Genomic DNA, 7473 nt, shown 5'->3' with positions numbered 1-7473 from the left:
GCCACCGACAAGATCGAGCTCTCGAACGGCCGCTACATGGTGCAGTACCGCGAGCAGCTGATGCCGCTGGTGCAGATGGCCGGGGTCCAGGTGCAGACGCAGGGCTCGCAGCCGATCCTGGTGTTCGCCGACGACGGCCGCTCGATGGGGCTGGTGGTCGACGAGATCATCGACATCGTCGAGGAGCGGCTGCATATCGAGGTCGCCGGCTCGAGTGAGGGCATCCTGGGCTCGGCCGTGATCAAGGGCCAGGCCACCGAGGTGATCGACGTCGGCCACTTCCTGCCGATGGCGTTTGCCGACTGGTTCTCGCGCAAGGAGATGAAGACCTCGGCACTGTCGCAGTCGGTGCTGCTGGTCGACGATAGCGCCTTCTTCCGCAACATGCTGGCGCCGGTCCTGAAGGCCGCCGGCTACAAGGTGCGGACCGCGCCGAATGCGCAGGAGGGCCTTGCGGCGCTGCGCGCGCAAACCTTCGACGTGGTGCTGACCGACATCGAGATGCCCGACATGAACGGGTTCGAGTTCGCCGAGAGCATCCGCTCCGACCAGAACTACAGCCAGCTGCCGATCATCGCGCTGTCGGCGATGGTGTCGCCGGCGGCGATCGAGCGCGGGCGGCAGGCCGGCTTCCACGACTATGTCGCCAAGTTCGACCGCCCCGGGCTGATCGCGGCGCTGAAGGAACAGACCGCCGAGATGCGGCGAGCGGCGTGACGAGCATGATCCGGAAAAGTGGGAACCGGTTTTCCGAATAGATCATGCTCAAAACAACAGACTGAACGGAACGAGACCGATGACGACCAAGATCGAGACGAGCGAAGGGGCGATGGCCGAATACGTCACCGCTGTGATTGGCGGGCAGCTGTTCGGCCTGCCGATCTCCCGCGTCCAGGACGTGTTCATGCCGGAGCGGCTGACGCGGGTGCCGCTGTCCTCCTCCGAGATCGCGGGTGTGCTCAACCTGCGCGGCCGCATCGTCACCGTGGTCGACATGCGTGCCCGGCTCGGCTTGCCCAAGGCCGATGACGGCAAGCCGCCGATGGCGGTTGGCGTCGACCTGCGCGGCGAGTCCTATGGCCTGCTGATCGACCAGATCGGCGAGGTCTTGCGGCTGTCCGAGGCGAGCAAGGAAGAGAACCCCGTCAACCTCGATCCCCGCATGGCCAAGCTCGCCGGCGGCGTCCACCGTCTCGACGGCCAGCTCATGGTCGTCCTCGATGTCGATCGCGTGCTCGAACTCGCGCCCAAGGTGGCAAACGCGGCGTAGCGCCTCGGGCGCTCGCCAACTGGTTCAACAAGGAGGCCAAACGATGCGAACGTGTCTTGTTGTCGATGATTCCAGCGTGGTGCGGAAGATCGCCCGCCGCATCCTCGAAGGGATGGATTTCCAGATCGTCGAGGCCGAGGACGGCGCGAAGGCGCTCGAGGCCTGCAAGCAGGCGATGCCCGAGGCCGTGCTGCTCGACTGGAACATGCCTGTGATGGACGGCTACGAATTCCTCGGCCATCTGCGCCGCATGCCCGGCGGCGATGCGCCGAAGGTGGTGTTCTGCACCACTGAAAACGGCATCGACCACATCTCGCGCGCGATCCATGCGGGGGCGAACGAGTACATCATGAAGCCGTTCGACAAGGACATCATCGCCGCCAAGTTTCAGGAAGTCGGGCTGGTCCCGCTTCCTGAACCGACCGTCGCTTGAGATCCAGTTCAACCATTTGTGCCTGAGAGGCTCCAGTGACCCCCGCTGATTACGAGTACCTGCGTAAGCTCCTGAAAGATCAATCCGGTCTCGATCTGTCTGCCGACAAGCAATATCTGATCGAGAGCCGCCTGCTGCCGCTGGCCCGCAAGGCGGGTCTCGCCGGCATTCCCGACCTGGTGGCCAGGATGAAGGGCGGTTCGTCCTCCCACATCGCCCAGGTGGTCGAAGCCATGACCACCAACGAGACGTTCTTCTTCCGCGACAAGGTGCCGTTCGACCATTTCCGCGACACCATCATGCCGGAGGTGCTGAAGGCGCGCGCAGCGCGCAAGAGCGTGCGGATCTGGTGCGCGGCCGGCTCGACCGGCCAGGAGCCCTATTCGCTGTCGATGTGCCTGAAGGAAATGAGCGCGCAGCTCGCCGGCTGGCGCGTCGAGATCGTTGCGACCGACCTGTCGAACGAGGTGCTGGAGAAGTCCAAAGCCGGCATCTACAGCCAGTTCGAGGTGCAGCGCGGCCTGCCGATCCAGATGCTGGTCAAGTACTTCAAGCAGTCGGGTGAGACCTGGCAGGTCAATCCGGAGCTGCGCGCCATGGTGCAGCACCGCCAGCTCAATCTGCTGCACGATTTCTCGCAGCTCGGTACCTTCGACGTGATCTTCTGCCGCAACGTGCTGATCTATTTCGACCAGGACACCAAGATCAACATCTTCAACCGGCTCGCCAGGTCGGTGGAGGGCGATGGCTTCCTGGTGCTCGGCGCGGCGGAAACGGTGGTCGGCTTGACCGACACGTTCAAGCCGTTCCCCGACAAGCGCGGCCTGTATCGTCCGAACAGCGCACGCGCCCAGGCGGCACCGGCGCTGACGATGCCGCGGGTCGCGGCGGGGCGGTGATCGATGGCCGAGGAGAATAAGGGCGTTGAGCGCGTGACGTTCAGCCGGGGCTATGATGTCTGCATCATGGCCATCGACGGCACCTGGCGTCGCGATTGCGTGCTCAACGCCATTTCGGACACGGATGCGGAATTGACGGTCGAGGGTTCCATCCAGGGCCTCAACCTCAAGGAATTCTTCCTGCTGCTGTCGTCGACCGGACTCGCCTACCGGCGCTGCGAGCTGGTCCGCGTCAATGGCACCGAGATGGACATCGCCTTCGTCAAGGGCAAACAGGGCAAAAGGCGCGGAGCTGCGGCCAAGGAAGCGGTGAGCGCCTGAGCCGCCCGCGACAGGGGCCGGGGTTCGGGTTCGGACGTCGGGAACCAACCGGCAGCTCTGCGCGGTTGCCCATTCGCACGCCAGCAGGCATCCGCCCATATCGCCGTCAGAGCTTTGGGCGTTGCGGCCGCCGCGGGCCGCATTGCCGGTCCACCGGTCAGTTGAGGCGGTGTGGAGGCGGCTCGGACTCGATCAGCGAGCGAAGCGCGACCAGCAGCCCGGCATCGCAGGCCTTGAGCGCGGTCGAGGCTTCCATGTAACGTGGGGTGACGTCATCCAGTACGATGACATTGGCGGCGGCATCCTGTTCGGCGAGCAATGTCTCGCGCGCGATGGCAGCCTCGATCAGCCGCAAGCTGGCCTGGACGTGTCCGATCAGCGAGGTGAGGTCGGAGACGATCGAGCGATACGCGTCGCTCGCTGGGTCGGACTGCACCGAGAGGTCACCGCCTGCTGCATTTGCCATGCATGTTTCTCCACTGCCTCTGCTTTTAGGGAACGCGGTGCTACTTGTGCGTTAAGCCATCGTCCCGTACAAATACGGGTCCATTGATCGGCAACGATCCGGGATTCGTTACGCGCGGGCGCATCACGCTTCACACCTGATGGACGATGAGACATGGCTGAGAATGGTTCTCCCCGCGGGGAGATTTTTGTAGTCGATGACGATCCCGCCGTGCGCGATACGCTGTCCATGGTGCTGTCGGCGGCCGGCTATCAGGTGATCTGTTTCGCCGATGGTGCCGCGCTGTTGTCGGTCGCGCGATCGCGGACCCCATCCTGCATCCTGCTCGACGTGCACATTCCCGGAAAATCCGGTCTCGATATCCTGAGGGAGCTGCATGGCGAGGATTATCCGGCGCCGATCTTCATGATCTCCGGACAGGGCGACATCGCGATGGCCGTCACGGCGATCAAGAACGGCGCGCTGGATTTCATCGAGAAGCCGTTCCGCGGCAGCGAGATCGTCGGCCGTCTCAACGAGGCGATCGATGCCTATGCCCGCCGCAAGGGCGAGAATTCCGGATCGCGCATTGCAACGCTGCACTTCCCCGGCCGTGAGCCGCTGACGCGCCGCGAGCGCGAGGTGCTCGAGCAGTTCACCTCGGGCGCCTCCAACAAGGAGGCCGGGCGCCATCTCGGCATCAGCCCGCGCACGATCGAGGATCACCGCGCCAACATCATGAAGAAGCTCGGCGCCCGCAACGCCGCCGATCTCGTCCGCATCGTGATGACGGCGCAGCGCCAGGCCTGATCTTCTCTTTCACCTCTCCCCAGCGGGGAGAGGTCGGATTGCGAAGCAATCCGGGTGAGGGTTCTTGCTCTCTCGATAGACCGGAACCCCTCACCCGATTTGCTACGCAAATCGACCTCTCCCAAGGGAGAGGTGGACCTCCTGTACCGTTTCAGTTCAGCCTCGTTTCGGCCGGAACTACTCCCCGAGCGCCTTGCGGATCATCGCGGCCATCTCCGATTTGCGGTACGGCTTCGGCAGCAGCAGCACGCCCTCATCGAGCCGGCCGTGATGGATGATCGCGTTCTCGGTGTAGCCCGAGGTGAAGAGCACCTTCAGGTCGGGTCTGATCTTCGACAATTCATCGGCGAGCTGCCGGCCGTTGAGGCCGGGCATGATCACGTCGGTGAACAGCAGATCGAACGGCTGGCCCGCCTTGACGATCGAAAGCGCCTCCGCCGCATTGCCTGCCTCGCGCGTGACATAGCCGAGCGAATGCAGTTGCGTCAGCACGTAGTCGCGCACCAGCTTGTCGTCCTCGACCACGAGGATGGTCTCGTTCCCGCCCGCGAGCTGCGCCGTTACGGCGTCATCAGCCGCAAGCGTGGCGCCTGAGGCCGGCGGCAGGTACATCTTGATCGTGGTGCCGTGGCCCTGCTCGCTGTAGATTTTGATGTGCCCGGCGGACTGCTTGATGAAGCCGTAGACCATCGAGAGCCCGAGGCCGGTGCCCTTGCCCGGCCCCTTCGAGGTGAAGAACGGATCGAACACCTTGTCGAGCATATCGGCTGGAATGCCGCTGCCGGTGTCGCTCACCGCGATCATGGCGTAGCGGCCCGGTTTGACGTCGCCGTGCAGGCCGGCATAGCCCTCGTCCAGCACCACGGAGGCGGTCTCGATGACGAGCTTGCCGCCGTGTGGCATGGCGTCGCGGGCGTTCAATGCGAGATTGAGCAGCGCATTGGCGAGCCGGTTGGGGTCGACGAGGGCGAGACAGGCCTCGTCCTCGAACACCGACTGGATCTCGACCTGCTCGCCGAGCGTCCGCCTGAGCAGTTTTGTGGTGTCGACGACCAGCGCGTTGATGTCGATGTCGCGCGGCTCCAGCGGCTGCTTGCGGGCGAACGCCAGCAGGTGCTGGGTCAGGTCCGCGCCGCGCGAGGCGGCCTCGTCGATCATCCGGGTGATTGCGAGGAGCTGTGGCTGCTCCTTCACGGCGTCGCCGAGGATCTCGATCGTGCCGGTGATGACGGTCAGGATGTTGTTGAAGTCGTGCGCGATGCCGCCGGTGAGCTGGCCGACGGCTTCCATCTTCTCGGCCTGCTTGATCCGCTCCTCGGCCGCGAGCTGGTCGGTGAGGTCGCGCACGAAGCCGTTGAACACGAAACCATCGCGGGTCTTCAGCGCGGTGATGCTCAGCTCTGCGGTGAACTCGGTGCCGTCGCGCCGCCTGATCTGCACCTCGCGGCGCGGTTGAAGCACCTCACCGCTGCCGGCCTTCAGGAAGCCGGCGAGCGCCGATTTCACGGGGCCGTCCGGCCGTCCCATGATCTCGAACACGTTACGCCCGATCGCTTCCTGATGCGTCCAGCCGAACATCTTCTCGGCTTGCGTGTTCCAGTCGCGGATCACGCCGCTCTGGCTGATCTGCACGAAGGCGTCGAGCGCGCCATCGATGATGCCGCGCGCCATCTGGGCGCTGTCGCGAACCGCCTGCTGGACGCGGCGGCTCTCGGTCATGTCGCGGCCGACGAAGAAGTAGCGTTGCGCCGGCTCCGACCAGGTGCCGAGCCAGGACAGCCAGACCTCGCTGCCATCGGCGTGGACGCAACGGGTGTCGGCGAGCGTCGGGTGCTCGCCGCGGCGCAGCGCCCGCATCTCCTCGCGCGAATTGTCGAGGTGATCGGGATGGATGAAATCGACCCCGGTGCGGCCGATCATGTCCTTCGCGGAATAGCCGAGAATGGTCGCGCAACTCGGACTGATCTGGACGATGCTGCCTCGGGAATCCATCACCATGATGAGATCCTGCGAGGTCTCGAAGATGCGGCGCAGCTCTTCCGACTGCTGCCGCAGCACCTGCTCGGTGCGGCGATGCTCGGCGATCTCGTGTTCCAGCGCCACCGTCTTGGCATTGCCTTCATCCATCACGCGGACGAAAGCGCGCGCCAGCACGCCGGTCTCGCCGCTGGCGTCGACGGGAATCGCGGCTGTGCCGCGGTTCGCAACGCCCTCGACGGCTGCGGTCAGCCGGGTGATCGGCCGTGTCAACGAGCGCGCGATCAGCACGGCCAGCACGGCGGCGGCGAGCACCGCCAGCAGGCCGATCAGGACCGTCGTGTTGCGGATCGCGATCGCCGGCCCCATGAACACGCCATACGGCACGACCTCGATCACGGCGGCCCATTGCCGGCCGGCCAGCTGGGCCGGCGTCAGCGCCACGCCGTTCAGCTGGCCGGCCTGATCCGTGATCATGGTCGACAGGCTCGAAGCGGCGCCGCGCGCGGCGGCCAGATAGGGCAGGTCGCTCGACCAGTTGGTCGGTTTACCCTGCTGCGCGCCGAACTCCTTGGCTCGGTCGGGATTGACGAGATAGTTGCCACTGCTGTCGACGACATAGACATGCTCGCCGGCACGCCCCGAGGCGCGGATGCGGTCGAGCGGCGGTCGCATGTCGATATTGACGACGACGATGCCATAGGGCTTGCCGTCCGGCGCCAGCACCGGCTTGGCGATGATCATGGTCGGCACCGGCGGGCTGTCGATCACGCCATTCTCTTCGTTGAGACCGACCGGCGAGACGTAGATCCCGTCAGGGGCGAGCTTGATCGTCTCGTCGAAATAGGTGCTGCCGACCTGCTTCAGCTCCGCTTCCGTGACAGCGCGAACCTTGCCGTTCGGCCCTGAGCGATCGATCCGGACGATCTCGCGATGGCCGTCGGCGATCCCGATGAAGCGCAGCGCATAAGCCGGCTTGATGGCCATCTGCGCGACGAGCCGGCCTTCCAGCCGCTCGCGCCACACGGCTTCGGTGGTGCCGTCGATCGGATCGATCCCGCCATTGAGGCGGGCGCGCATCATTCCGCCGACCGCGGCAAGCCCGGTGAAGGTGGTGACGTCGCCGGGGGCGGAGCGAACATGGGCGTCGAGATCGGCGGCCATGAAGCGCGAATGGGTCTCGATCCGGTCGAGCATCCGCGGCACGACGGCCTGTTCGAGGCTGCGATAGCTGAGCCATCCGACCGCGGCGACCGCGATCGCAACCAGCGCAATCATCGCGATGGCAAGCCTGGTCGTCAGCGTCATCGTTGCATTC

8 protein-coding genes are annotated in these 7473 nt (G+C 65.1%); 6 read left to right on the top strand and 2 right to left on the bottom strand.

What is annotated here, in order from left to right; translation table 11 throughout:
* The 5 genes from JQ604_RS38715 to JQ604_RS38695 all read left to right on the top strand — a co-directional run.
* Window positions 1-717 (top strand): response regulator (locus JQ604_RS38715; RefSeq protein WP_212366006.1); only part of this gene is annotated, 717 nt, incomplete at its 5' end.
* A gap of 79 nt (window positions 718-796) precedes the next feature.
* Window positions 797-1270 (top strand): chemotaxis protein CheW, encoded by a 474-nt coding sequence (locus JQ604_RS38710; RefSeq protein WP_212366005.1) that lies wholly within the window; start codon window positions 797-799, stop codon window positions 1268-1270.
* Between the two features lie 43 nt (window positions 1271-1313).
* A complete protein-coding gene (locus JQ604_RS38705; RefSeq protein WP_212366004.1) occupies window positions 1314-1703 on the top strand; it encodes a response regulator in 390 nt (129 codons plus the stop codon).
* Between the two features lie 35 nt (window positions 1704-1738).
* Window positions 1739-2602 (top strand): CheR family methyltransferase, encoded by an 864-nt coding sequence (locus JQ604_RS38700; RefSeq protein ID WP_212366003.1) that lies wholly within the window; start codon window positions 1739-1741, stop codon window positions 2600-2602.
* 3 nt (window positions 2603-2605) lie between these two features.
* Window positions 2606-2923, top strand: coding sequence for a PilZ domain-containing protein (locus JQ604_RS38695; RefSeq protein WP_212366002.1), 318 nt, complete (start codon window positions 2606-2608; stop codon window positions 2921-2923).
* Window positions 2924-3080: 157 nt separating this feature from the next.
* On the opposite strand, the gene JQ604_RS38690 is transcribed toward JQ604_RS38695, so the two are convergent.
* Window positions 3081-3389 carry a hypothetical protein gene (locus JQ604_RS38690; RefSeq protein ID WP_212366001.1) on the bottom strand — a complete coding sequence of 103 codons (309 nt, stop codon included), beginning with the start codon at window positions 3387-3389 and terminating at the stop codon, window positions 3081-3083.
* Window positions 3390-3542: 153 nt separating this feature from the next.
* On the opposite strand from JQ604_RS38690, the gene JQ604_RS38685 reads away from it, so the two are divergent.
* Window positions 3543-4178: a response regulator transcription factor gene (locus JQ604_RS38685; protein WP_212366000.1), complete on the top strand. Its 636-nt coding sequence runs from the start codon at window positions 3543-3545 to the stop codon at window positions 4176-4178.
* Between the two features lie 177 nt (window positions 4179-4355).
* On the opposite strand, the gene JQ604_RS38680 is transcribed toward JQ604_RS38685, so the two are convergent.
* Window positions 4356-7463: a PAS domain S-box protein gene (locus JQ604_RS38680; protein ID WP_212365999.1), complete on the bottom strand. Its 3108-nt coding sequence runs from the start codon at window positions 7461-7463 to the stop codon at window positions 4356-4358.
* Window positions 7464-7473: the final 10 nt, after the last annotated feature.

It is taken from the genome of Bradyrhizobium jicamae, assembly GCF_018130695.1.
In the GTDB taxonomy this organism is placed as follows: Bacteria; Pseudomonadota; Alphaproteobacteria; order Rhizobiales; family Xanthobacteraceae; genus Bradyrhizobium; species Bradyrhizobium jicamae_B.
This window is presented reverse-complemented; position numbering and strand designations above follow the sequence as displayed.

Coding starts and splice junctions, on each gene's coding strand:
- JQ604_RS38710 (WP_212366005.1), top strand. CDS start 797: ATGACGACCAAGATCGAGACGAGCGAAGGGGCGATGGCCGAATACGTC.
- JQ604_RS38705 (WP_212366004.1), top strand. CDS start 1,314: ATGCGAACGTGTCTTGTTGTCGATGATTCCAGCGTGGTGCGGAAGATC.
- JQ604_RS38695 (WP_212366002.1), top strand. CDS start 2,606: ATGGCCGAGGAGAATAAGGGCGTTGAGCGCGTGACGTTCAGCCGGGGC.
- JQ604_RS38690 (WP_212366001.1), bottom strand. CDS start 3,389: ATGGCAAATGCAGCAGGCGGTGACCTCTCGGTGCAGTCCGACCCAGCG.
- JQ604_RS38685 (WP_212366000.1), top strand. CDS start 3,543: ATGGCTGAGAATGGTTCTCCCCGCGGGGAGATTTTTGTAGTCGATGAC.
- JQ604_RS38680 (WP_212365999.1), bottom strand. CDS start 7,463: ATGACGCTGACGACCAGGCTTGCCATCGCGATGATTGCGCTGGTTGCG.